Source organism: Myxococcus sp. RHSTA-1-4 (assembly GCF_020037125.1).
Lineage (GTDB): Bacteria > Myxococcota > Myxococcia > Myxococcales > Myxococcaceae > Myxococcus.
On record NZ_JAIQDG010000002.1, the window covers coordinates 385443 to 409645 of the forward strand.

17 protein-coding genes are annotated in these 24203 nt (G+C 72.5%); 15 read left to right on the top strand and 2 right to left on the bottom strand.

The window, feature by feature from the left end:
- The first annotated feature begins 19 nt into the window (after positions 1 to 19).
- The 12 genes from K8638_RS05045 (at position 20) to K8638_RS05100 (ending at position 17660) form a co-directional block, all read left to right on the top strand.
- Positions 20 to 406 carry a hypothetical protein gene (locus K8638_RS05045; RefSeq protein WP_370643911.1) on the top strand — a complete coding sequence of 129 codons (387 nt, stop codon included), beginning with the start codon at positions 20 to 22 and terminating at the stop codon, positions 404 to 406.
- Positions 407 to 541: 135 nt separating this feature from the next.
- Entirely contained in the window at positions 542 to 2914 is a 2373-nt protein-coding gene (locus K8638_RS05050) for a serine/threonine-protein kinase (protein ID WP_223753254.1), read from the top strand.
- 20 nt (positions 2915 to 2934) lie between these two features.
- On the top strand, positions 2935 to 5262 hold the full coding sequence (locus K8638_RS44815; RefSeq protein ID WP_370643912.1) for a protein kinase: 2328 nt from the start codon (positions 2935 to 2937) through the stop codon (positions 5260 to 5262).
- A gap of 332 nt (positions 5263 to 5594) precedes the next feature.
- Entirely contained in the window at positions 5595 to 6119 is a 525-nt protein-coding gene (locus K8638_RS05060; protein WP_223753255.1) for a MerR family transcriptional regulator, read from the top strand.
- A 45-nt stretch (positions 6120 to 6164) separates the two neighbouring features.
- Positions 6165 to 6656, top strand: coding sequence for a sigma factor-like helix-turn-helix DNA-binding protein (locus K8638_RS05065; protein WP_223753256.1), 492 nt, complete (start codon positions 6165 to 6167; stop codon positions 6654 to 6656).
- 104 nt (positions 6657 to 6760) lie between these two features.
- On the top strand, positions 6761 to 8305 hold the full coding sequence (gene purH, locus K8638_RS05070) for a bifunctional phosphoribosylaminoimidazolecarboxamide formyltransferase/IMP cyclohydrolase (RefSeq protein WP_223753257.1): 1545 nt from the start codon (positions 6761 to 6763) through the stop codon (positions 8303 to 8305).
- Positions 8306 to 8308: 3 nt separating this feature from the next.
- Positions 8309 to 11338, top strand: coding sequence for a zinc-ribbon domain-containing protein (locus K8638_RS05075; RefSeq protein WP_223753258.1), 3030 nt, complete (start codon positions 8309 to 8311; stop codon positions 11336 to 11338).
- A gap of 1 nt (position 11339) precedes the next feature.
- Positions 11340 to 12605, top strand: a complete 1266-nt coding sequence (purD, locus tag K8638_RS05080) for a phosphoribosylamine--glycine ligase (protein ID WP_223753259.1) — start codon at positions 11340 to 11342, stop codon at positions 12603 to 12605.
- Positions 12602 to 13711 carry an LptF/LptG family permease gene (locus K8638_RS05085; RefSeq protein WP_223753260.1) on the top strand — a complete coding sequence of 370 codons (1110 nt, stop codon included), beginning with the start codon at positions 12602 to 12604 and terminating at the stop codon, positions 13709 to 13711. Before purD ends, K8638_RS05085 begins: the two co-directional genes overlap by 4 nt.
- Positions 13708 to 14823 (top strand): LptF/LptG family permease, encoded by a 1116-nt coding sequence (locus K8638_RS05090; protein ID WP_223753261.1) that lies wholly within the window; start codon positions 13708 to 13710, stop codon positions 14821 to 14823. The genes K8638_RS05085 and K8638_RS05090 overlap by 4 nt, the downstream gene beginning before the upstream one ends.
- Positions 14824 to 15001: 178 nt before the next feature.
- Positions 15002 to 16240 (top strand): O-antigen ligase family protein, encoded by a 1239-nt coding sequence (locus tag K8638_RS45120; RefSeq protein WP_223753262.1) that lies wholly within the window; start codon positions 15002 to 15004, stop codon positions 16238 to 16240.
- A gap of 1 nt (position 16241) precedes the next feature.
- Positions 16242 to 17660, top strand: coding sequence for a glycosyltransferase family 39 protein (locus tag K8638_RS05100; RefSeq protein WP_223753263.1), 1419 nt, complete (start codon positions 16242 to 16244; stop codon positions 17658 to 17660).
- Between the two features lie 24 nt (positions 17661 to 17684).
- On the opposite strand, the gene K8638_RS05105 is transcribed toward K8638_RS05100, so the two are convergent.
- Positions 17685 to 18755, bottom strand: a complete 1071-nt coding sequence (locus tag K8638_RS05105; protein ID WP_223753409.1) for a glycosyltransferase family 1 protein — start codon at positions 18753 to 18755, stop codon at positions 17685 to 17687.
- Between the two features lie 129 nt (positions 18756 to 18884).
- Here K8638_RS05105 and K8638_RS05110 point away from each other — a divergent pair, with 129 nt between their 5' ends.
- The 3 genes from K8638_RS05110 to K8638_RS05120 all read left to right on the top strand — a co-directional run bounded on the left by K8638_RS05110 (position 18885) and on the right by K8638_RS05120 (position 22114).
- Positions 18885 to 20027: a glycosyltransferase gene (locus K8638_RS05110; protein ID WP_223753264.1), complete on the top strand. Its 1143-nt coding sequence runs from the start codon at positions 18885 to 18887 to the stop codon at positions 20025 to 20027.
- A 218-nt stretch (positions 20028 to 20245) separates the two neighbouring features.
- Entirely contained in the window at positions 20246 to 21640 is a 1395-nt protein-coding gene (locus K8638_RS05115; protein ID WP_223753265.1) for an undecaprenyl-phosphate glucose phosphotransferase, read from the top strand.
- Between the two features lie 15 nt (positions 21641 to 21655).
- A complete protein-coding gene (locus tag K8638_RS05120) occupies positions 21656 to 22114 on the top strand; it encodes a GNAT family N-acetyltransferase (RefSeq protein ID WP_223753266.1) in 459 nt (152 codons plus the stop codon).
- An 83-nt stretch (positions 22115 to 22197) separates the two neighbouring features.
- On the opposite strand, the gene K8638_RS05125 is transcribed toward K8638_RS05120, so the two are convergent.
- Positions 22198 to 24132, bottom strand: coding sequence for a serine protease (locus K8638_RS05125; RefSeq protein WP_223753267.1), 1935 nt, complete (start codon positions 24130 to 24132; stop codon positions 22198 to 22200).
- Positions 24133 to 24203: the final 71 nt, after the last annotated feature.

Here is a 24203-nt window from a genome sequence, read left to right on the forward strand (position 1 = left end):
AGTTGGAGGGCACCTCGCGGTGTGTACCCTGAGGTCGTACCCGCTGCTGCCGAGGAGGCACCCGGTGATCTCCCGAGACCAGGATGGAACGATGACGACCGAGGCGCGGGCGCCGGTGCGCGCACCCGGGCTGCGTGTCATCCGGGGTGAGGGACAGCGGAAGCAGGAGCCGCTGGCTTCCCGGGATGCCGTGGCGCGTGTGCTGATGGAGGCGGGCGCGGACCTGCTGCTCCGCCGCATCAGTCCGGTGCGGGCGCGGGAAATCGAGCGCATGGTGGACCGGGTGCTGGACCTGTTCGACCGGGTGGACGCGGCGCCGGTGCTGATGCCGGTGCTGAAGCGGCACCTGGACGAGCTGGAGGCGCTGATGCGGGAAACCCGCGAGGTCCGGGCCGCCCGGCGGTAGCCAGCGGGTCGGGCCGTCAGGGGCACCTGGACGTTTGACCCCCCTGGCGCGTGGGCTTACGCTCGGGGCCTTCCCGCGCCCGGACCCTTGGGGCCACCCGTGGTGTGGCAGCCCAGGGGGAACGGTCAGGTCGCCGTGTCCATCGAAACCTATGGCAGCTACCAGCTCCTGAAGCGTCTCGCCACGGGCGGGATGGCGCAGATCTATCTGGCGCGGCGCCAGGGGCCGGACGCGTCCGACGCGCTGCTGGTGGTCAAGCGCATCCTCCCGCACCTCACGGACAACGACGACTTCATCAAGATGTTCCTGGACGAGGCGCGCATCGCCGCCCGCCTCAACCACCCCAACGTGGTGCAGATCTTCGACCTGGGGGCGCAGGGCGACTCGTTCTTCATCGCCATGGAGTACATCCACGGCGAGGACCTGCGGAAGCTGTGGAAGGAGGCGGAGACGCGGGGGCAGCCGGTGCCGGTGCCGCTGGTGTGCCGCATCCTCATCGAGACGTGCGCGGGCCTGGACTACGCGCACAAGCGGACGGACCCCGCCACGGGCCGGCCGCTGGGCATCGTCCACCGCGACGTGTCCCCGCAGAACATCCTGGTGACGTTCGAGGGCGGGGTGAAGGTGGTGGACTTCGGCATCGCCAAGGCGGCGGACCAGGCCACCGTCACCCGCTCCGGGGTGCTGAAGGGGAAGTACGCGTACATGTCCCCGGAGCAGGCGGCGGGGCAGCGCGTGGACTGCCGCGCGGACATCTTCGCGCTGGGCGTGGTGCTGTACGAGCTGCTCACCGGCACGCGCCTGTTCAAGCGCGCCACCGACATGCAGACGCTGACCGCGGTGTCGGAGTGCCGCGTGGTGCCGCCGTCGCAACTGTCGGAGCGCGTGCCGCGGGACCTGGACGCCATCGTCCTCAAGGCGCTCGCGAAGGAGCCGGCGGAGCGCTACCAGGAGGCGGCGCAGCTCCAGCAGGCGCTGGAGGCGTGGCTGGCCGCGCACCGGCTGCCCGGTTCGTCCGCGCACCTGGCCGCGTACATGAGGGAGCTGTACGCGGAGCGGCTGGCGGCGGAGGCCCGCTCGGGTGAGGTGCAGGTGGAGGAGTCCGAGCCGTCGCCGCAGCCTCCGCGTCCCGAGGCACCCTCGCGCCGCACGGGCCTGCGGCCGGCGCTGCCCCGGACGCGGACGCCCCCCGCCCTCGTGGAGGAGACGGCCGCGCAGCGCCCGCGCGCCGCGTCGCGGCCGGCGCGCCTCGAGCCGGAGCCGGAGCCCGAGCGTCCGGCGCCGCGGTCGATGACGGGCACGCGGCGCGCGCTGGAGGCGCCGAACGAGCGTCCCTCCCGCCCCGGCCCCGGTGGGGTACCCGCGCCGCCCCCGGTGGACGAGGAGGAGGACGGGCCCACGATGGACATCCGCATCGACGCGCGGGGGACGCGGTCGGACGTGACGGCGCCGCCGGTGCCGGAGGCTCGCACCGTGCCCCGGGTCATGCCCCAGGCGGGACGGCCCGACGCGGTTCCTCCGCACGAGATGCAGGTCGAGGACGACGGACCCACGCTGGCCATGCCGGAGGTGGTGCGGGCCGCGCGCGTGGTGGTGCCGGTGGCCCCGGAGAACGAGGCGGAGGAGGACGCGCCCACGCTGTCCCTGGCCCTGTCGCGCCCCGCGCGGCCCGCTCCGTCCGTGGTGCGCCCGGCGGCCGCGCCCGCAGCGGGGCTCCGGCGGTGGCACCTGGCCGCGGGGGGAGGGCTGCTGGTGGCCGTGGTGGTGGCCGCGCTGGTGTGGGCCTGGCCCGGGCCTCCGCCGGCCACGGTGCGGCTGGAGACGCTGCCTCCCGGGGCCACGGTGGTCTTCGAGGGCCAGCCGCTCATGGAGCGGACGCCGCTGGTCCTGCCTCCGATGGAGGCCGGCCGCTATTCCGTCGTGCTGAGCCGGGAGGGCTACGAGGAGCTGCGGACCACGGTGGAGGTTCCGGCCGCCGGCTCGGTGTCACCCGGGCTGCTGCGGCTGGTGCCGCTGGCCTCGAAGGGGGAGCCTCGCGTGGCGGTTTTTCCTCCGGAGGCGGCCGCTTCGGCCCGGGTGCGGCTCCGGGTGGAGACGGTGCCCGCGGAGGCCATCGTCTTCGTGAATGGCCAGCGGCAGGGCCCCGCGCCGGTGGAGGTGCGGGCGGTGGCGGGAACGGAGCTGGCGGTGCGCGCGGAGGCGGCGAAGCACCACCCGCTGGTTCGCGCGGTGAAGGTGGGGCAGGGCCCCACGCAGGTGGAGCACCTGGAGCTGCAGCCGGAAACCCCGGCGGAGGGGCGCATGGGCCGCGTCCGCTTCGTGGTACAGCGCGGGGCGGAGGTGACGTGCGACGGCCGGTGGCTGGGTGAGGCGCCCTTCGAGGCCGTGGAGCTCCGCGTGGGCACCCATGAGTGCAAGTTCTTCCAGCCCGACCTCAAGAAGACGCTCTCTCGGCGTATCGAGGTCAGTCCCGTCGACATCAACGTGGTGAGCGTGAAGTTCGACTAGCGCTCGTCCTGGAACCTCTCGTGACTCTCGAAGCCGGAACCCACATCGGCAAGTACGTCGTCCGCCGCAAGCTCGCCGAGGGCGGGATGGCGGAGATCTACCTGTGCACGGCCCGCGGCCCGGAGGGCTTCGAGAAGGAGGTCGTCATCAAGCGGGTGCGCGCCTTCCTGGCGAGCGACCCGGAGTTCGTCGGGATGTTCATCGCCGAGGCGCGGCTGGCCTCGCGGCTGAACCACGCCAACGTGGTGCAGATCTTCGACTTCGACAAGCACGAGGACACGTACTACCTGGCCATGGAGTACGTGCGCGGCTGCTCGCTGTGGGAGCTGCGCAAGAAGTGCAAGGAGCTGATGGAGCCGGTGCCGCCGGTGCTGGTGGCGCACATCGGCGCGGAGGTGGCGCGGGGTCTGCACTACGCGCACCGGCTCAAGGTGAACGGGCAGCCGCTGGACCTGGTGCACCGGGACGTCACGCCGCACAACGTGCTGCTGTCCTTCGACGGGGCGGTGAAGCTGACGGACTTCGGCATCGCGAAGGCGGGCAACAAGCTCACCCAGCCCGGCGTGCTGAAGGGGAAGTTCGCGTACATGTCCCCGGAGCAGGCCCGTGGCGAGGCCGTGGACGCGCGCACGGACATCTTCGCCCTGGGCGTGGTGCTGTGGGAGATGCTCACGGGCGGGCGGCTGTTCGACGGGGACTCGGAGGTGGCGGTGCTGCGCGCGGTGCAGCAGAGCGCCATTCCGCCCCCGGCCCGGCTCAACCCGGACGTGCCGGCGGACCTGGACGCCGCCGTGGTGCGGGCGCTGGACCGCGACCCGGGGGCCCGCTTCCAGACGGCGGGGGAGCTGGAGCGCGCCCTGGCCCAGTGCGTGCTGAAGCACGCCCGGTCGGTGGACGACACGGACCTGAGCGCCTTCATGCGGCGCCTGTTTCCCACCAGCCTCACCCAGGCCCTGCCCACGGTGCAGGAGCGGACCCACGTCGAGCAGGTGCCGACGCCCCCGGGTGACGAGGCTCCTGTCCCGGCCCCGCGCGAGCCCACGGCGGTGATGCCGGGGGTCTCCAGCGGCCGAGGCATCGCGGTGGCGCCGTCGCCCGACGAGGACGTCAACGCGAGCACCTTCGTGCTGCCTCGCAGGGACGAGGAGCCCGTCGCCGCGCCCGTGCCGCTGCCGCCCATGGCCACGCCGATGATGCCGCTGCCGGCCGTGGCCTCGTCGCCGGTGCCGCGCCCCCTGCCACCCCTGGCCGCGCCCATTGCCGCGGTTCGGCCGAGCCGTCCGGAGGGCACCCCGGCGGTGCCCCCGCCCGAAGCAGGGGAGGGTGACGTCGCGGTGTCGTCCGGCACGGCTTCCGGAGCGAGGCTGCCGGGCCAGGGGGAGGGCGTGCCGTCGCCGGGGATGGGGGCCGCGACCGACGGAAAGCGACCGAGCCAGGGCGGGGGAGTTTCGTCCGTGTCGTCGGGGACGGCTTCCGGCACGAAGCGGCCGAGCGGGGCGAGAGACCTGCCGTCCGTGTCGTCGGGGACGGCTTCCGGCACGAAGCGGCCGAGCGGGGCGAAGGGGCTGCCCGCGGTGCCATCCTCCGGGACGGACTCCGGGAGGCGGCCGAGCCGTCCGGATGGGATGCAGGCCGTGGAGGAGGAGAGAACCGAGTCGTCGACCGAGCCCGCCGCCCTGGCTGATGCCGAGCTCCCCGAGAACGAGCTCCCCGGCGCGCGGGAGGAGGGCTCCGGAGGGGTGAGGCCCGTTTCGCGCCGCCGCCCGCTGGCGCTGGGGCTGAGCGCCGCGCTGGGCCTGGCCGTCGTCGGAGGCGGAGTGGCCCTGATGCGCTTCCGCGCCGAGCCCGCGCCGGCGACCGCACCCTCGGAGGCCGGAACGGCCGCGTCCGCCGGGATGCCGGCTACCACGGGCGGGCCGCCCGCCGTCTCCCCCCCGGCTTCCGCCGCTCCGGTGGACGCCGGGAGCGAAGCGGCGCTCGCCGTCGCTCCGCCCGCGAATGGTGGCGAGGACGCCGACTCCGAGGTGGACGGGCTGAAGCGGGAGGAAGCGCTCGCCGGCACCGAGCCCCGGCCCGCTTCGGGGGACTCGCGGCCCGAGGCCTCCGAGACACGGGAGGCCCGTCCGGCCGTGTCCACGGGCACACTCCAGGTGCGCGCCGCGCCGTACGCCACCGTGTTCATCGACGGGAAGAAGATGGGTGAGGTCTCGGGGCGTGCCTCGTACCGGCTGCCCCCGGGCACCTATAAGCTGGTCTTCCAGCACCCCACCGGCGACAAGCGCTTCGACGTCACCGTCACCGCCGGCGGCTCCGTGACTCGCGAGTTCCGGGCGCCCCGAGCCCGCTGAAGCGTCAACCAGTGAACGCCGCCGGGCGCCGGAAGGCCCCGGTGTCCAGGCTCCCTCCGCGCCGCGCTCATCGGCCGCTTCCGGCCACCTTCCGTCTCCACCCCCCGTGTGTCCTGAAGCCGCTTGCGGCCGGGTGAGGGGCCCCGAGTCATTTCCGCCCACCTCCCGCTTCAGCGCCCACCGCGCGGCCTGAAGCCGCTTCCGGCCTCCTCACGCCGCTACGCCTCCGCGCGTCCTCTATCGGTCTCCGCCGAACAGGCCTGTAGCGGACTGCCTTGACTCCTGCGATCGGCTCTGGCACTCAGTGCAGCCCATTCAGTAGAATATATTCAATGGATTCGATGCACCTGCTGGCTCCCGACGAGATTGCTCGGATCGAGCGCGAGAACGCGGGAGGTCTGCCCGCGAGCGCCATCCTGGAGATCTTCCGGCCGCGGGGTGTGCGCCTGTCGGAAGCAACGTTCCGCAAGTACGTCCAGGCGGGGCTGCTACCGCGCAGCCGCCGCGTGGGGCGCAAGGGCAAGCACCAGGGAAGCCGGGGGCTCTATCCGGTGGAGGCGGTGCGTCGCATCAATGTCATCAAGAAGATGATGGCGGAGGGGCACACCCTGGAGGACATCAAGCGCTCCTACGTCTTCCACCGCAACCACATCGACCAGTTGGAGCGGGACCTGGCGGGTCTATTGGATGGGTTCCAGGAAGAGCTGGGGGATCGCGCCTTTGGGGGGGAGCACCGGCGTACGCTCGAGGCGGAGTTGGCAACATTGCGGCAAAGAGCGCAGGATCTGGTCCGGGATGTGGCCCGGCTGGGCAGCGCCGTAACCGCACGCGCAGACGAAACCATCCGTTCGCAATAAGATGCCGGCCCGGAAGCGGGTAGACTGGCTCCACGTGGAGGGGACATGTCGGAAGTGAAGCAGCTACAGGAGGAGGGCGGGGCCCAGGAGACGGAGCAGGCGCAGGAGCGCCGCCGTTCCAAGACCATGTCGCGCAAGGAGATGGCGCGCGACCTGCGGCGGCGCCGTCTCACCGGCCAGGTGGACCCGGAAGAGGCGGACCTGCTGAAGCAGATGGACGACACGCGGCCGCGCACCCGCGCCGACTGCGTCAACGGCCCGCGCCCGTGCATGTTCGTCTCCTGCAAGCACAACCTCTACCTGGACGTGAATCCGGAGACGGGGTCCATCAAGCTCAACTTCCCGGACAAGGAAATCTGGGAGCTGGAGCACACCTGCGCCCTGGACGTGGCGGAGAAGGGCGGCATCACCCTCGAGGAGGTCGGGGAAATCATGAACCTCACCCGCGAGCGCATCCGCCAGGTGGAGACTCGCGGCCTGATGAAGCTGCGCGAGGCCACCGAGGCCGAGCCTCCGGTCTCCGCTCGCAAGCCCTGAGGGGCGGGGCGGTTTTCGCCCGTCGACGGAGGGCCGACGTGATGCGTTGACACCCCAGGGGGTGGTTGCTAGGACCGCCGCTCCCCGCACACCGAGGCGCACACGTGCTGGCTCTCCTCAGCGTTTCCGACAAGCGAGGCCTGGTTCCCTTCGCCCAGGGCCTCGTTCGACTGGGTTTCCGTCTGCTCTCCACGGGCGGCACGCTGGAGGCGCTCAAGAGCGCCGGCGTCCCCGCCACCAAGGTCTCCGACCATACGCAGAGCCCCGAGATTCTCGGCGGACGCGTGAAGACGCTCCACCCCCGCATCCATGGCGGCATCCTCGGCCGCTTGGATTTGGAGGGGGACCGGGCGGAGATGAAGGCCCACGGCATCGAGCCCATCTCCCTGGTCGCGGTGAACCTGTACCCCTTCCGCCAGACGGTGGCGTCGGGCGCCGCGGAAGCGGACGTCATCGAGCAGATTGATATCGGCGGGCCGGCCATGGTGCGCGCGTCCGCGAAGAACTTCCGGCACGTGGCGGTGGTGGTGGACCCGGACGACTACACCGGGGTGCTCGCCGAGCTGGAGCAGCACAAGGCGGTGGGCGAGGAGACGCGGCGCCGGCTGATGCGCAAGGCCTTCGCCCACACGGCGGCCTACGACGCGTCCATCTCCGCGTGGCTGTCCGGTGGCGCCGGCGAGCCGTTCCCCGGCGAGCTGTCGCTGGCCTTCCAGAAGGTGCAGGACCTGCGCTACGGGGAGAACCCGCACCAGCGCGGCGCCTTCTACCGCGAGCACTCCGCGCCCGCGGAGCCCACGCTGGCCTTCTCCAAGGTGCTGCAGGGCAAGGAGCTGTCCTACAACAACATCCTGGACCTGGACGCGGCGCTCGGGCTGCTGCTGGAGTTCCCGGAGAAGCCCTGCGCGGTCATCATCAAGCACAACACCCCGTGCGGCGTGTCGGTGGATGACTCGCTGGTGAAGGCGTACCGCACGGCGCGCGCGGTGGACGAGGTGTCCGCCTTCGGCGGCATCGTCGCGCTCAACCGCGAGGTGGACGAGCCCACCGCCCAGGCCATGGCGGAGACGTTCCTGGAGGCGGTCATCGCGCCGTCCTACTCGCCCGCGGCGCTCCAGGTGCTGGCGGCGAAGAAGAACCTGCGGCTCCTGGAGGCGGGCGCGGCGCTGGCCTCGCCGAGCGCCCGGCCGAGGGCCCAGCTCGACGCCCGGAGCGTGTCCGGCGGACTGCTCCTGATGGACCGGGACGCGGTGGAGCCGGCGCTGAGCTGGAAGGTGGTCTCCAAGCGCGCCCCCACACCGGACGAGGAGCGGGCCCTGCGCTTCGCCTGGAAGGTGTGCAAGCACGTGAAGAGCAACGCCATCGTGTTCTCCTCGGGAGACAGGCTGCTGGCGCAGGGCGGTGGCCAGACGAACCGGGTGGACTCGGTGCGCATCGCGATGCAGCGCGGCGGAGAGGCCCTCAAGGGGAGCGCCGTGGCCTCGGACGCCTTCTTCCCCTTCCGGGACGGCCTGGACGAGGCGGCCAGGGCCGGGGCGACCTGCGTCATCCACCCGGGCGGCTCCATCCGGGACGCGGAGGTCATCGCCGCGGCGGATGAACATGGAATGGCCATGGTACTGACGGGAGTGAGACACTTCCGTCACTGAGTCATGCGCATCGTCTGTCAGAAATGCGCGGCCGCCTATGCGATCGATGATCGACTGATCACCGCCAAGGGCGTTCGCGCGCAGTGTCCCCGCTGCCGGCACCTGCAGTTGGTCCGGCGCGATCCCTCGGCCGCGCCCGCTGCTGGCGCGCCGGCTCCCTCGTCGCAGCCCGCGGCGCCCGCCACCCAGCCTCCGCAGCCGCAGGCCGCGCCCGCCGCTCCGGCGCTTCCGGCGGAGGGAGACCTCTTCGGCGACTTCGGCTCGCCGCCTCCCACCGCGGCTCCGCCGGTCCCTCCACCCGCGGCGAACCGGCCTTCCCAGGGGGCCGCCCGGCCCGCGCAGGCCGCGGCTGCTCCGGCCTCGGACCTCTTCGGAGACTTCGGGGCCATGCCGTCTCCCGGTCCCGCTTCCGCGCCCCCGGTGGACCCGTTCGCGAGCCTGGATGCCCCTGCGCCGGCCGCTCCGGGCGCGGACCCGCTGCTCGACTTCCTGGGGCCGGCTCCCGCCGCGCCGCCCGCCCCGGTGGCCCGCGTCTCCTCGGGGCCCGGGGCTGCTCCCGTTCCGGTGACTCCGCCCACGGCGGCGTCCACGCCCCGCGCCGCGCCTCCGGCCACGGCGGCGACGGCCCCCTTGGCGTCGTCCAGGCCGGCCACCTCCGGCTGCCGCTCCTGTGGCAAGCCGCTGACGGACTCCTTCGACCAGGCGCTCGGGATGTGCGACGACTGCCGGCAGCGGGAGCCCGCCCGGGCGCCGGCCGCTGCCGCCGCGTCGGCTCCGGTGGCCGCCGCCTCGGGAGGCGCGGACTTCCTTCCGCCGCTCACCTCGCTGGAGGAGGGGGCCTCGCCGTCTCTCTCGCCCGAGCCTCGCGGCGGCCCTCGAGCCTCCGCGGCCCCGGGCCTGGGCGCGGAGCCCCGGAGCAGCCCGCGCATTCCCATCAGCACCGACATCATCCCGGACATGGGGCCCGAGCCCCGCAGTGGCGCTCGCACCGCGCCGTCGCTGGGGGCCGAGCCCCGCAGCGGCTCCTCGCGCATCTCCGGCGTCCCCGGGCCGCGGACGGGCTCCGCGCAGATTCAGGCCGCGGGCCGCGCGTCCAGCGGGCGCGGGCGGGGGCTGCTCCTGGGGGGACTGGTGCTGCTGCTCATCGGCGGTGGCGCTGGCGGGTTCATCCTCTTCCAGCGGCATCAGGAGCAGGCGCGCCGGAATGCACAGCCTCCGGCCCCGCCCCCTGTCCCGGGAGAAATCCAGGCGGTGCTGTCGCGCTGGAAGCTGAAGTACCTGGAGCTCAGCGGCAGCAGCGCGGAGCGGCTCGCGGAGGGGCAGAAGCAGCTCGCCAGCGACGACCGCTTCGCCTACGCCGAGGCGGAGGAGTCCTTCCAGCAGGCGCTGCTGCTGGACCCCCGGAGCGACGCGGCCATCGCCGGCTATGTGCAGGCGCTGGCGCTGGGGCGTGGCGCCGGCCTGGATGACGCCACCTTCCAGGAGGCGCGCACGCTGATGGAGGCGGCGGAGGCCCGCTCGGGCCGCACCGCGCCGCTGCTGCTGGCGCACGCGAACCTGCTGCTGACGCGCTCCCGGCAGTCCGACCCGCTCGAGCAGGCGCGCAAGCTGGCCGAGGAGCTGCTGGGCCTCTCCGAGGTCCCCGACGTGCAGAAGGCCGAGGCGCACCTCATCCTGGGGCGCGCGTACCTGTCCACGTCCAGCGAGCTGGCGCGCAACCACTTCGACACCGCGCAGCAGCTCGCACCGGACCTCAAGCGCGTCCCGTACTACCGCGCGCTCGCGCACGAGTCGGCCGGCGAGTACTCGGCCGCGCTGGACACGCTGCGCAAGCGCCTGGCGGCGAATCCCCAGGACTGGGACAGCCTCGCGGCCACCTCCCGCATCTACCAGGAGGTGGGCGAGCCCTCCGAGGCGCGGCGGCTGTACGAGGCCCGGGTGAAGGCGGACGCCGGCGAGCTGCGCGCGCTGCTGCCGCTGGCCATGCTGCGCTACCAGACGGAGGGCAACGCCGCCGCCGCGGTGCGCGAGCTGCGCGCGCTGCTGAAGAACCGCTCCGAGTACGAGAACCCCGAGGTGGCCGAGGCGCTGGTGCACCTGGCGGCCGCGGAGCGCGCGGTGGGCAATGCGGACGCGGGGGCGAAGGCGGCCGAGGAGGCCCTGCGGCTCGTGAAGGGCCTGCCCGAGGCGCACCTCCAGGTCTTCCTGGTGGCGCTGGGCCGCCGCGACGCGACGAAGGCGCGGGAGCACTTCTCGGGCCTCCGGGGACGGCTGGAGGACGCGGCGCTGGAGAAGGTGCTCGAGGGCCGGCTGCTGCTGCTGGAGAAGAAGCCCGCGGAGGCGCTGGAGCGCTTCCAGGAGGCGGTGCGGCTGGACGGGCGGAGGCTGGACGCGCAGTTGCTGGCCGGCGTTGCCGCGGCGAGCGCGAAGCGGCGCGAAGATGCGTTCCGCGCGCTCAACCCGGCGCTCCAGTCGGACCCGCTGCGGCTGGAGCCCCGGCCGGCGGTGACGCGCTTCTGGCTGCGCCCGGCCGAGACGGTGGAGGGCATGGAGGGCATCATCCTCGCGCTGGCCGAGGGCCCCGAGGACCCGTCGCCCCTGCTGTACGAGGGCCTGCTGCGCTTCCACCAGGGAGCCCTGGACGCGGCGGAGCGCCACTTCCGCGACGTGCTGGAGGTGGACTCCAACAACGGCGCGGCGCAGGCGTACCGGTCGCTCATCGCGCTGAAGCGCGGCAACACCTCCGAGGCGAGGAGCCTGGGCCAGCAGGCGGTGGAGGGCGGGCGGCAGATGCCCGTGGCGCACCTGTCGCTGGGACTGGCCCTGGCGGAGGCCCGGCAGGTGGAGCCGGCCAAGCGCGCCCTTCGCGACGCGCTGACGCTGGCGCCCGGGCTGCTGTCGGCGCAGGTGCGGCTGGCGGAGCTGGAGCCGCCGCAGCGGCGCGCGGCGGCACGAGACACCCTGGTGAAGGTGGTGGGGTTGGATCCGGCGTACCTCCCCGCCAAGCGGATGCTCTATCAGTTGGAACGGTGAGGTGGATGTGAAGGTCCTGCTGCTCGGTTCCGGAGGCCGTGAGCACGCGCTCGCGTGGAAGCTGTCCCAGAGCCCCCGGCTCACCCGGCTGCTGTGTGGCCCGGGCAACCCGGGCACCGCGAAGCTGGCCACCAATGTCCCCGTGCGGCCGGACGTGCCGGAGGAGGTGGTGGCGCTGGCGCGGCGCGAGGCCGTGGACCTGGTGGTGGTGGGGCCGGAGGCGCCCCTGGTGGCCGGCGTGGCGGACGCGCTGGCCGCGGCGGGCATCCCCTGCTTCGGCCCCGTCCGGGGCGCCGCCCTCATCGAGGGCTCCAAGGCCTTCGCCAAGGAAATCATGGCCGAGGCGGGCGTGCCCACCGCGGCCTTCCGCACCTTCACGGACGTGAATCAGGCGGAGGCCTACGCGGTGGAGCAGGGCCGCATCGTCGTGAAGGCGGACGGGCTGGCCGCGGGCAAGGGCGTCATCGTGGCGCATGACGTGGAGGCCGCGCGCGAGGCGGTGCGCGCGGTGGGCGCCATGGGCTCGGCGGGCCAGACGATGGTCCTGGAGGAGCTGCTGGAGGGCGAGGAGGTCTCCGCCATGGCCCTGTGTGACGGCGAGCGCTACGTGATGCTGCCGCTGTCCCAGGACCACAAGCGCGTGGGTGACGGGGACACGGGCCCCAACACCGGTGGCATGGGCGCGTACTGCCCGGCCCCGTTCCTGACGGAGGCGCAGCTCGCCGAGGTGGGGGAGCGCATCGTCGCGCCGACGCTGGCCGTGCTGCGCCGGCGCGGAATTCCGTTCCGGGGCGTGCTGTATGCGGGATTGATGCTCACGCGCACCGGGCCGAAGGTGCTGGAGTTCAACGCGCGCTTCGGCGACCCCGAGACGCAGGTGTTGATGATGCAGCTCGGCGAGGACCTGCTGCCGCTGGTGGACGCGTGCGCGCGCGGGCGGCTGGAGCCCCGGACGCTGAAGACGCACCCGGGCGCGTCGGTGGGCGTGGTGATGGCGGCGCAGGGCTACCCGGACGCGCCTCGCAAGGGCCAGCCCATTGAAGGGCTGGACGCGGTGCCGGCGGACGCCACGGTGTTCCTGGCCGGTGTGGACGCGAAGGATGGCGCGCTGGTGACGAGCGGCGGCCGGGTGCTGACGGTGTGCGCGCGGGGCGAGGACCTGGCGCGGGCACGTGAGCGGGCCTACGCGGCGGCGGCGGCCGTGCGCTTCGAGGGCATGCACTTCCGCCGGGACATCGGCGCGCGAGGGATGAAGGCGGCGCCGTGAACCGGATTTCCCGCTACCTGCTCAGGGAGCTGCTGGTGCCGCTCGGGGTGTGGGTGGCGTTCATGTTCCTGCTCCTGTTCGTGATGCAGTTCCTGCGGGGCACGGAGGTGCTGCTGGGCTCCTCGGTGACGCTGGTGGACCTGGGGCGGCTGATTGCCTACCTGTCGCCGCACTTCCTGATGATGGCGCTGCCCATCGCCTTCCTGCTGGCCATCCTCCTGGGGCTGGGGCGGCTGGGCGAGGACCGGGAGCTCACCGCGCTGCAGGCGCTGGGCGTGGGGCCGATGCGCCTGCTGGCCGCGCCGCTCGGCGTGGCGGTGGCCATCAGCGCGCTGATGCTGCTGATTACCTCCACCGCGCAGCCCTGGGGGCTCACCGGCGTGAAGGAGCTGGTGAGCGAGGTCATCCGGAAGAACGTGGTGGGCGACGTGAAGTCCGGCGTCTTCTACGAGGACATCAGTGACTTGACGCTGTACGCGGAGCGGGTGTCCCCGGACGGGCGGTGGACGAACGTGCTGCTGCACGACGACCGGGAGGCGAGCGCGCCGCTGCTGGTGCTGGCGCACCGCGGGCAGGTGGGCGTCAGCGGGCGCGGAGAGGTGCTGCGCTTCGCCCTGGAGGACGGTGAGGTGCACCGCTCCGGGCGGGCGGACGAGGACTACAGCGTCATCCACTTCGACAAGTCGGAGATCAGCGTGGGCGTGGGCGTGTCCGCGAGCAAGCGCAGCCGCTTCACCTCCGCGAAGGAGGAGCTGACGCCCGTGGAGCTGATGCAGGCGGCGAAGGAGGCGGAGGAGCGTGGAGGGGATCCGCGCTCGTTCCGCATGGCGCTGCACAGCCGGCTGGGCAACGCGCTGGCGCCCATCGCCTTCGCGCTGCTGGGCACGCCGCTGGCCATCGGCCGGCGCCAGTCGGGGCGGGCGTGGGGATACCTGCTGACGCTGGGTGGCTACGTCCTCTACTACCTGCTGAGCCGCGCCTTCGAGCAGATGGGCCAGAAGGGGCGGCTGCCGGTGGAGCTGGCGGGACAGCTCGCCAACGTCATCTTCATGCTGGTGGGCGCGGTGGCGCTGTACCGCGTGAGCCGCTCGGGGACGGTCCGGTGAGGGGCACGCTCTTCGGCTATGTGCTGCGCACGTACCTGCGCTTCGCGCTCGGTATCCTCCTGGGGCTGGTGGTCATCTTCGTGGTGGTGGACTTCGTGGACCGCGCGAAGTCGTACACGGGGCCCGGCTGGGTGGAGGCCGCCGCGAAGCTGTACGGCTACAAGGCGCTGATGTCGGTGCAGCAGCTCGGGCCGGCGGCCCTGCTGCTGGCGGCGGGCACGGCGGTGTCCGCGCTGCGAAAGCAGGGCGAGGTGACGGCCATCCGGGCACTGACGTTCGGCCCGTCCGCGCTGTACGTGCCCATCCTCGTGTGCGCGCTGGCGGCGTGCGTGGGGCTGGTGGCCTTCGACGAGCTGGTGGCGACGCACGCCGGGCGCCGGGTGGATGAAATCACCACGCAGCGCTTCAACCGCGGAGGCGACTGGCGCATCTACTACACGCCCAAGCAGTGGTTCCGGCGGGGGGACCACATCTTCTTCCTCCGCTCGGGCAGCGCGCAGGACGGCTTCCGGGACGTGTCCATCTTCACGGTGTCGAAGCAGTTCGAGCTCTCGCGGCGCCTGGACGCGGCGGAGATGCACTCGGTGGAGGGCACGCGCTGGCGGCTGACGGGCGTGGTGGAGCGCGGCTTCTCCGGCGAGGGGCGCACGTCGGTGCGGCAGATGGAGTCGGCCGAGTACGACCTGGGCGTGGCGGCCAACGTCTTCCGCATCCGGCCGGGACGGCCGGAGCAGCTGCGCGTGGAGGAGCTCCGGGAGCAGATTTCGGCGCGCAAGGAGGTGGGGCTCGCGACGCGCCAGTTCGAGCTCGCGCTGCACAACCGCTTCGCGTACCCCATGGCGGCGCTGCCCGCGGCGCTGCTGGGCGTGGGCCTGGCGCTGCGCTCGAACCGGCGGGGGCACCTCACCGCGGCCATCATCGAGGGGCTGCTCACGGCGGTGGCCATGTGGGGGTTGATGGTGGTGTGCCGCACGCTGGTGCTCACGGAGCGGCTGTCCCCGTTCATCGCCGCGTGGATGCCCACCTTCCTGCTGGTGCTGGTGGCGGGGGCGGTGTGGCTGAGGCGGGAGGGAATGTTGCCGTCGCCACGCCGTTGGCTGGCGGCGAGGTAGTGGGGTATAGGCCACCGTGAGGATTCAAGGACGCACAGGGCCGACGCACTCCACGGGTCCTCCCGTCAAGACCATGTCGACCTCTTCCTGGCGTGAGCCCCCTGGGGCCTCGGCGCCACCTGATTCCCTCCCGGCGGCCCCTGCCTCCGAGTCCAGCGCCACACCCCTGACGCACCCTGTGGGGCGGACCACCCGGTGGTCCTGGCCCCTGGCCGCGCTGGTGACGTGGGTGGTGGGGGTGCAGGTGTCGGAAGCCGTGGCCACGGTGGGGCTCGCTGGCTGCATGTTGTCGGCGCTATGGGCCGCCCGGCGGGCGGGCGGGCCGGCGCTCAAGGCCGGGCTGAGGAGCTGGTGGCCCCTGGGACTGCTGCTGGGCTGGGCGCTGCTGGCGCCGACGCTCGCGGGACGCCCGCCTTCCGGCAGCGGCGTGGCCCGGCTGGTGGACTGGGTGGCCATCCCCGCCGCGGTCTGGGCGCTGGGCTCGGTGGGCACGCGAGGGGCACGCGTGCTGCTGTGGGTCGCGGGTGGGGTGCTGCTGGTGTCGTCGGTGATTGCCGGCCTGCAGCACTTCGGCATCTGGCCGCAGCCGGAGGCGCTCACCGCGCTGATGCCCCTCAAGGTGTCCCTCCTGCGCGTCTACGAGCCCATCCCCGGCGCGGAGTCGCGCTTCATGGGCGGCGGGCTGCTCTTCCACCGGCTGAAGTTCGCCCACGTCAGCGCGCTGGTCATCCTGGTGCTGCTGGCCTTCGGGCTGCGCGCCCAGGGCCGGAACCGGGTGCTGGCGCTGGGTGCCGCGGCGGCCGGCCTGGGGGCCGTCATCGCGTTCCCGTATGCGCGCGCCGCGAGCGCCGCGCTCGTGGCCTCGTGTGTGGCCGTCCTCGTGCTGGGCTCGCCGCACCGGCGGCTGGCACTGCTGCTGGGAGGGCTGCTGGCGGTGGGGGCGTTGGGCGTCGTGTGGATGAAGCCCACGCTCCGCAACCGCTTCGCCTCCAGCCTCACGCACGAGGGTAGCGGGGACCGGATGATGCTGCTGAAGGCGGGCGTGGACGCCGTGAAGCTGTATCCGGTGGCGGGCACGGGGGCGGGGCGCTTCCGCGCGGGCGAGTGGGTGGATGCCTCCGCGCCCATTGCCGTGCGCGAGCAGCGAGGCAAGGCGCACAACCAGCTCCTGAGCGTCGCCGCGGAGCTGGGGCTTCCGGGGCTGGTGTTCTTCCTGGTGCTGCTGGTCTCCGTGGCCCGGCGCATGACGCTGGCGCACCCCGCGGGCGTCGCCGGGGTGGGGGCGCTGTGCTTCTTCCTCCTGCTGTCCGCGGTGCACGACCCGCTCTTCCAGGCGCCGTTCTCCATGGCGCTCGTGCTGGCATTCGCCGTGGGCGTGCGGGGCGGCCTCGACGCTTCGGCCTCCCGGAGCGCCTGACATGGACTCCGCGTGGCCGCGGAGGGGGCCCGTCGTCGCGGTGCTCGTGCTCGCGGCCTCGCTGGTAGCGGCGCCCTGGGCCGCGCACCTGGATGACGGGGATGCGAACCTCTACACGGTGGTGGCCCGCAACATGGTGGAGCAGGGGACGTGGCTGAACCCGAGCTACCTCCCCGACGTCTACCCCGAGTTCCGCGAGCACCTGCCCTTCGGCCTGTGGCCCCAGGTGGCGGCCATCCGCTGGGTGGGGGAGGGCGCGCTGGGGCCGCTGAACGCGTTATGGACGCTGGCCACCGTGGCGCTGGTGGGGTGGCTTGGAACGCGGCTGTGCGGCGCGCGGGCCGGGCTGCTGGCGATGCTGGTGCTGGCCACGTCGGAGACGTTCTTCGTCTACGGGGGGCGTCCGCGGTTGGACCCGCTCCTGGTGCTGCTGGGCACGCTGGCGGCGGCGCCGGTGCTGCTCGACGGGCGGAGCCTCCGGGCGTTGTTGCTGGCCTCGGTGGCGGGCTCGGCGGCGGCGCTCATCAAGGGGCCCTTCGGGCTGTTGCCCATCGTCGCAGCGGGCGCGGCGCGGGGGCTGGCGACGCGCTCGGTGCGGCCGTTCCTCGTGGGAGGCACGGCGGCGGTGCTGGCGGCGCTGCCGGTGACGGGCTTCCTGGTGTGGGACCGCTTTGCGGGGGATGGCACCTGGTGGTCGGGGTATGCGGAGCGGCAGTTGCTCGCGTCGGCGATGGGTACGCGGACGGATGGGAAGCTCGTGTTCTGGTTCCCGTTCCGGAGCGTCGCCAGCCGCTTCTGGCCGGGCCTTCCGCTGGTGTTGCTGGGGGCGTGGACCGCGGTGCGGCAGCCTCGCGCCGGGCAGGAAGCGCGAGCCCAGGAGCAGGTGGGGCTTCGCATCCTCGCCCTGTTCAGCCTGTTCGTGTTGCTGGGGCTGTGCCTGCCGGCGCGCAAGCTGTGGAACCACACGCTGGTGGCCTACCCCGGGCTGGCCCTGCTGGCCGGAGCCGCCGCCGCGCCCTGGGTGGAGCGCCTGCTCCAGGCGCCGCGCCGGAAGCGGGTGGCGGCGAGGGCGCTGATGGGGCTGGCGCTCGTCGTCGCGGTGGCCTCCATGGCGGGGCTGGGCCGCTACCTGGCGCCACCTCCGTGCGTCGCCTCGCGCGAGTTCGCGGCGGAGTTCGACAGGCTCGCGCCCGGAACGCGCGTGCCCGTGGTGGCGGCGACGCCCGCGTGGATCCTCATCGCGGCCATCGCGGCGGAGCGGCGGCTCGCGCCACAGCCGGTGGACCAGCTCTCCGTGCTGGAGGGACACGAGGCACGGCTCGCGCTCGTGGAGGAACGCGTGCTCCAGACGTCCATGCCCGCGGGGTGGCACGAGGTCCGGCGGGCGCGCGACTGGGTCCTCCTGGTTCGAGACCGCTGAGCGGCGCGAGCCCGGGCCGTGGCGTCAGCGGGAGCGCTCGGGGGGCGCTTCCAGCACCCTCCGGTACACCGCGAGCGTGCGCCGCGCGCAGTCGTCCCAGGTGAAGCGCGCGGCCCGCTCACGGCCCAATTCAATCAGCTCGCCGCGCAGCACCTCGTCGCGCAGCAGGCGCAGCGTGGTCTCCCGCCAGAGCGCCGCATCGTCCGGAGGCAGCCGCAGCGCCGCGCCGCCCACCACCTCCGGCAGCGCCGTCGTGTCCGCCACAATCACGGGGCAGCCCGAGGCCATGGCCTCCAGCGCCGGCAGCCCGAAGCCCTCGTACTTCGACGGCAGCAGCAGCGCCGCCGCCGCTCCGTAGAACAGCGGCATCTCCGCCTCGGGCAGCTCCTCCAGGTCCACCACGTTCTCATGGAGGCCCAACTCGTGCGCCACCGCGCCCCTGCCGGCGAGCAGCACGATGGGCACCGGCAGCTCCGCCGCGAAGTGCTTCAGCATCGCCAGGTTCTTGAACGGCTTCGCGTTGCCCACCGCCGCCACGTACCGCGCGGGCAGCCCGTGCCGCTCGCGGAACGCCTTCGCCTCGGCGGGCGTCGGCGGCTGGAAGCTCGCGTCCACCCCGTTGTGAATCACCTGCAGGCGGTACGGCGACAGCTTGAGGTACTTCGCCAGCTCCTCGCGCGAGAACTCCGACACCGTCACCAGCGCCGCCGCCTGCCTCGCCCGGGGGCCCACCACCAGCCGGTAGTACAGCGCCTGCGCCGGCGTGTACTGCTCCGCCAGTGCCAGGTGGTTGGCGTCATGCAGCGTGGCCACCAGCCGCCCGTCCCAGAACCGAGGCAGGGAGAATGACGTGGCGTGGAAGACGTCCGGCCTCACCCGGCTCAGGTCCGCCGGCAGGGTGGGTTGCTCCAACGGCGAGAGGAATCCCGCGAGCGCGCGGTGCTGGGGCATGGGCGGAGTGAGGTCGCCCAGCCCGGCCGGCAGCCCCTCGGGCGGCACCAGGGCGGTGAAGCGCAGGTCGGGCGCGAGCGCCGGCATCCGCCGCGCCAGCTCCAGGGCGTACCGGGCAATCCCGTGCAGCCGGCCGCGCACCATGCGCAGGTCGAGGAGGACGTGAGCCACGGTCCACGGCCTACCACACGCGCGGCCCTCATGGGGGACAGGCAGGCGGGCGGGCCTTCTGACTTTCGGCACGGCCCGCTCCGGGTGCTAGAAGCCGCTTCCGTGAAGGTCGCCCTGGTCCACGATTGGCTCGTCACCCACCGCGGGGGGGAGCGTGTCCTCGACGCGCTCTGCGAGGTCCTCCCGGACGCGGACATCTACACGCTCGTCCACAAGCCCGGCAGCCAGTCCCCGGCCATCGAGTCCCGCCGCATCTTCACCTCCTTCCTCCAGCGCATCCCCGGCATCCACTCGCGCTACCGGCACTTCCTGCCGCTGATGCCGCGCGCCATCGAGGCCCTGCGCCTCCAGGGCCACTACGACCTGGTCCTCTCCTCCAGCCACTGCGTCGCCAAGGGGCTGCGCGCCCCGCCGGGCACCCCGCACCTCAGCTACGTGCACGCGCCCATGCGGTACATGTGGGATTTGTTCGATGACTACTTCGGCCCGGGCCGCGCGCACCTGCCCGTGCGCGCCGCCGCCCACGCCGTGCGGCCGTGGCTCCAGCGGTGGGACCGGGAGTCGGCCTCGCGCGTGGACCGCTTCGTCGCCAACAGCCACCACATCGCCGCGAAGATTGGCCGCTTCTGGGGCCGTGAGGCCTCCGTCGTCCACCCGCCCGTGGCCCTGGAGCGCTTCGCCAGCGTTCCGCTCGAGGGAGGAGGGCGGGGCGGCTACTTCCTGTGGCTCGGCGCCTTTGCCCCCTACAAGCGGCTGGACGTGGCGCTGGAGGCCTTCCGCGAGCTGGGCGCGCCGCTGTGGGTGGTGGGCACGGGCCAGGAGGCCTCGCGCCTCATGTCCGGTCCGGTGCCGCCCCACATCCGCTTCCTCGGCAACGTCCCGGACGATGCGCTGCCGGGCCTCTACCGCGAGGCCCGCGCGCTCATCTTCACGCCCGAGGAGGACTTCGGCATCACCCCGCTGGAGGCCCAGGCCACCGGCCGCCCCGTCATCGCCTACGGCAAGGGGGGCGCGCTGGAGACTGTCACCTCGCGCACCGGCCTCTTCTTCTCCGAGCAGACTCCCGCCGCGCTCGCCGCCGCCGTGCGCCAGTTCGAGGCCTGGGAGCCCGGCTTCCGCCCCGAGGACGCCCGCTCGCAGGCCGAGCGCTTCAGCCGCGCCGCCTTCCAGCGAGCCATGCTGGCCGAGGTGGACGCCCTGCTTCGCGTGGGGAAACAATCCACACCCCGGACCGCGGGGGTGTGACTTCGCTGTCACTCCCCTCTCTGTCTTCCGTGGCCCACTTCTGTCCACATGAGGACGCTGTGGAGGAGGGGTCAAGGCAACCCGTTGGTTTCACAAGTTTTTCCGTGTTAGGAGACGCGGCCGTCACACGGTGTTGGGCAGGCCACGTGCCCGTCAGTATGGGGTGCGAGTCTTGCATGGGGGTGGCCGCCCGTTGACCAGGCTACAGGGGTGCCTCGGTGTTCAGTCGTCTCCAGCGTTTCTACACATCCATCAAGGTCGTCGCGGACATGGGGATGCTCACGGTGGCGTTCGCGCTCGCGTACGTCACGCGCTTCTCCGGAATCGTTCCCGTCACCGAGGGGATTCCTCCCTGGGAAGACACGCTGATTTCGCTGTTGATGGTGCTCGTCATCTTCCCGGTGACGTTCAAGCAGTCGCGCCTGTACGCCACCAACCGCTCGCGCACGAACACGGGCGAGGTGTTCGAGGTCTTCAAGTCCACCATCACCGCCACGCTCATCCTCGTCGCGGCGACGTACTTCGCGCGTGAGCGCTACTCGCGCCTCACGCTGGTCATCTTCGTCGCCTACGCCTTCGTGCTGGTGACGTGCAGCCGGCTGGCGTTCCGCTACGTGCTGAGTGAGATCCGCCGTCGCGGCCACAACCTCAAGTCCATCCTCGTCATCGGCGCGGGGGAGCTGGGGCAGCGGGTCATCGAGACGGTGGAGGGCCACCGCGAGCTGGGCTTCCGGGTGACGGGCGTGCTCACGCTGCGGCCGGAGAAGGTGGGCCAGTACGTGGGCGGCGTGCGTGTCATCGGCCACGTGGACTCGGTGAACGAGGTTCTGGATGCGCAGCCGGTGGACCAGGTCATCCTCGCGCTGCCCCTGGAGGACCAGGCGCACGTGAAGCGGCTGATGGAGCAGCTCGCGCTGCGCACGGTGGACGTGCGCGTCGTTCCGGACCTGTACCAGTACATCACCCTCTACGGCGGCCTGGAGGAGTTCGGCGGGTTGCCCATCATCCGCCTCCAGGGCGACCCCATGGAGGGCTGGAGCCGGGTGGCCAAGCGGGCCTTCGACATCCTCTTCTCGCTGCTGGCCATCCTCGTCACCTCGCCGCTGATGCTGGCCACCGCGCTGGCGGTGCGGCTCACCAGCCGCGGGCCCGTGCTCTACCGCCAGGAGCGCATGGGTATGGACGGGCGCACCTTCCCCATCCTCAAGTTCCGCACCATGCGCGTGGACGCGGAGCACTGCGGCGCGATGATGGCGTCCCCCGAGGACCCGCGCCGCACGCCCATCGGCACGTTCCTGCGCAAGTACTCGCTGGACGAGCTGCCGCAGTTCTTCAACGTGCTCCTGGGCGACATGAGCCTAGTGGGCCCGCGCCCCGAGCGCCCCGTCTTCATCGAGGAATTCAAGCGGCAGATTCCCCGCTACCACCTGCGCCACAAGGTGAAGGCGGGCATCACCGGCTGGGCGCAGATCAACGGCCTGCGCGGTCAGACGTCCATCCAGAAGCGCATCGAGTACGACCTGTACTACATCGAGAACTGGTCGCTGCTGATGGACCTGAAGATTCTCGTGCGCACGGCGCTGGGCGGCTTCCTCTCGAAGAACGCGTACTGAAGGCGGAGGCGGGCGGTGGACTTTCACGAGTGGACGCGGGGCGACTTCATCATCAGCACGGACCGGGCCCGCGTGGACGTGGAGGTGGTGCACCGCTTCCTCCAGTCCTCGTACTGGGCGGCGGGCATTCCCCTGGAGCTGGTGCGCCGCGCGGTGGAGAACTCGCTGCCGTTCGGCCTCTACCGGCTCGGCACGGGGGAGCAGGTGGGCTTCGCCCGGGTGGTGACGGACTTCGCCACCTTCGCGTACCTGGCGGACGTGTTCATCGCGGAGGCGGTGCGCGGCCAGGGCCTGGGCAGGTGGCTGGTGGAGACGCTCGTCGGCCACCCGGAGCTGCAAGGGCTGCGGCGGTGGCTGCTCGCCACGCGTGACGCGCACTCGCTCTATGCCCAGCAGGGCTTCACGCCGCTGAAGGCGCCCGAGCGCTTCATGGAGAAGTGGGACCCGGAGGTCTACCGGCGCGGCTCGCGCTGAGGCGCGCGCGCTTCCGGTGCCGCGAGCCCGGGCCGCGGCGAGGTGCCACGGCCCGGACCCGGCGGCTCACCGCTCCGGTGGGGCTACTGGATGCTCCACACCACGGTGCCGCTGCAAGAGTTGCTGCTGTAGCAGCCGGCGCGGATCTGCAGCGTGCCGGTGGCCGTCGCCGTGTACGTCAGGCTGGAGCCCACGCCGCTGCACGCGTCGTCGTTGGCGGCCGCCTGCGTGGCGCCGTTGAAGAGGCGCAGGTACGTGTCACCGGTGAACGAGGCGCCCGTCAGGCCGCAGGTGGCCACGGTGATGCTCTGCCCCGCGGTGATGCTGACGTCCCGGTTGGTGGTGTTCTGCTGCGCGCTGTTGGTGTTGCTGGCGCTGAAGGTGAACGAGCCACCGGTGGGCGGCGGAGGCGGGGTGCCGTTGGTGATTTCCCACACCACGGTGCCGCCGCAGCTCCCGCTGGAGTAGCAGCCGGCGCGGACCTCGAAGTCGCCGCTGGTGGTGGCCGTGTAGGTGATGCTGGAGCCGCGGCCGCCGCAGGCGTCGTCGTTGGAGGCCACCTCGACGGCGGAGGGGCTGAACAGGCGCAGCCAGGTGTCACCGGTGAGGGTGGTGCCCGTCAGGCCGCAGGTGGCCACGGTGAGCTTCTGGCCGGCGGTGAGGGCAATCTTCTTGTTGGTGGTGTTCTGCTGCGCGCTGTTGGTGTTGCTGGCCGTGTAGGTGAAGGAGTTGGCCGGAGGCGGGGGCGGCGGCGGAGGCGGCTCGCCGGTGCCATTGGGGTTCGGGCAGCCGGCGGCGGGCAGGGCACACGTGGGCAGGCTGGTGCCCAGGTGGCTGATGACGGCCTGGATGGGCACGCCGCGGTTGGGGCAGTTGGCACAGTGGTGCAGCGCCACCACCAGGTTGTCGCCGTGGCCGATGACGGGCGAGCCCGACGAGCCGCCCTGCGTGTCCGCGAAGTAGCCCACGTCGTTGGGGCCACCCGTCTGGCAGGAGGCCTCCGTCAGGCTGTAGACCTCGGCGAAGCCGGACTGGTCCCGGCTGTCCGTGGACGTGACGGCGATCTTCTTGCCGTAGCCGGCCGGGTGCTGCGGGATGAAGATGCGCTCGTCCACCACGGCGCCGGTGGAGCGCAGCTGCAGGTAGCCGTAGGTGGCGGTCGGGTTCTGCGACAGCTGCACCAGCGCGTAGTCACGCGGGGCGTCCACCGCCACCAGCGTGCCGCCGGCGATGACGTTGCCCGGGCAGCCGAACCAGCTCGCGCAGCTCGTGGTGCAGGTCGCGCCCTCGGCCATGAACTCGAAGTTGGTGTTCGCCGCGTCGCTGGCGGTGCCGATGCAGTGCTGGTTCGTCATCAGGTGGCCCTGGCTGCCCACGAGCCAGCCGGTGCACGCGCCGGAGCCGTTGATGAGCAGGCGCGCCACCGGACGGGCGCGGCCGTAGATGGCGGGGTCGCTGGAGGCGTAGCAGGGCGCCCAGCCGGAGTCGTCCGCGCCGCACAGGGCCTCGTTGAAGCTGGCGAAGCCCATCTCCTGGTTGGAGAAGCCGCGGGCGTACCGGTCGATGGAGTAGCCGTGCTTGTTGAGGATGCCGCGCCGGCCGGAGTTGTCCCGGCTGTGCAGCTCGATGATGGCCGTGTCGCCGGGGATGTGGATGGCCCAGAAGCCGTCGCGGGCGGCGGGGTGCGAGTTGTCGTAGCTCCACGAGCGCGAGCCGTCCGGCGAGCGCACCACGACGAAGTCTCCGTCCTCCAGGTCCAGCCGCTCGAAGTGCGGGGCGATGTAGGCAGCGCCGGGGTGGTTGATGACGTCGGAGTGCACGGGGCCGCTCTCCGAGCGCAGCTCCGTGGTGGCGTACGGGTGCGCCGTCTCGAAGCGCCGGAAGACGTCCTCGCCGACCTTGGTGGGCCCCTGCGAGGCGGCGGAGGGCTCCGCCTTGCATACGGGCGCCGAGGCCAGCGCGGCCGGCGCCGCCAGGGACAGCGCTGCGGCGAGACATGCGAGCTGGATGCGTTTCATCGGGTCTCCTGCGGGATGAGGACTTCACAGCCTTGGGCTGCACTCCCAGTTATACTTGGCATCCCCGACAT

Excerpts from the sequence above, each read along its gene's own strand:
- K8638_RS05065 (WP_223753256.1), top strand. The coding sequence starts at position 6,165 with ATGTCGGAAGTGAAGCAGCTACAGGAGGAGGGCGGGGCCCAGGAGACG.
- K8638_RS05060 (WP_223753255.1), top strand. The coding sequence starts at position 5,595 with ATGGATTCGATGCACCTGCTGGCTCCCGACGAGATTGCTCGGATCGAG.
- K8638_RS05105 (WP_223753409.1), bottom strand. The coding sequence starts at position 18,755 with ATGGTGCGCGGCCGGCTGCACGGGATTGCCCGGTACGCCCTGGAGCTG.
- K8638_RS05100 (WP_223753263.1), top strand. The coding sequence starts at position 16,242 with ATGGACTCCGCGTGGCCGCGGAGGGGGCCCGTCGTCGCGGTGCTCGTG.
- K8638_RS05075 (WP_223753258.1), top strand. The coding sequence starts at position 8,309 with ATGCGCATCGTCTGTCAGAAATGCGCGGCCGCCTATGCGATCGATGAT.
- K8638_RS05125 (WP_223753267.1), bottom strand. The coding sequence starts at position 24,132 with ATGAAACGCATCCAGCTCGCATGTCTCGCCGCAGCGCTGTCCCTGGCG.